The 385-nt window shown below is 51.9% G+C and carries 1 protein-coding gene; it reads right to left on the bottom strand.

The features are described 5' to 3' along the window. Positions 1 to 197 (bottom strand): HAD family hydrolase (locus tag F8C76_RS19300; protein WP_369126715.1); only part of this gene is annotated, 197 nt, incomplete at its 3' end. Positions 198 to 385: the final 188 nt, after the last annotated feature.

Genomic DNA, 385 nt, shown 5'->3' with positions numbered 1-385 from the left:
GCCAGCACGTTCAGAGAAAAACGCAGGTAGGCCATGATGTCCAAGCGGCCATGCTGGTAGTCCACGTAAAATTGGTCGTTGGTTTCTTTATAAAGCTGGGCGTCAACAATGCCTTTCTCTACCAGCCAGTCTCCCCACAGGTGGTCGGAATCGCAGCCAATCAGGGTGTTGTCCAGGTCGAAAATCGCGAGTGTCATGGCCTCTCCTTACGTGAAGAGCTCATTTTATGCGAAGCAGATGACAAGTCATACCGGTGGATTCATCACGCTCTACATTTGGTTTGGTGTGTTTGTTGCAGGGTTGTGCATTGATCGCAGGTTGCCCGGCAAGGTTTAATGGGCTGATAAGGAGCCAGAGTCCACGATTGCGCGAGGCTCGAAGGGAC

The sequence above is a fragment of the Flagellimonas olearia genome (assembly GCF_009184425.1).
Classification (GTDB): Bacteria; Bacteroidota; Bacteroidia; order Flavobacteriales; family Flavobacteriaceae; genus Flagellimonas; species Flagellimonas olearia.
This window is presented reverse-complemented; position numbering and strand designations above follow the sequence as displayed.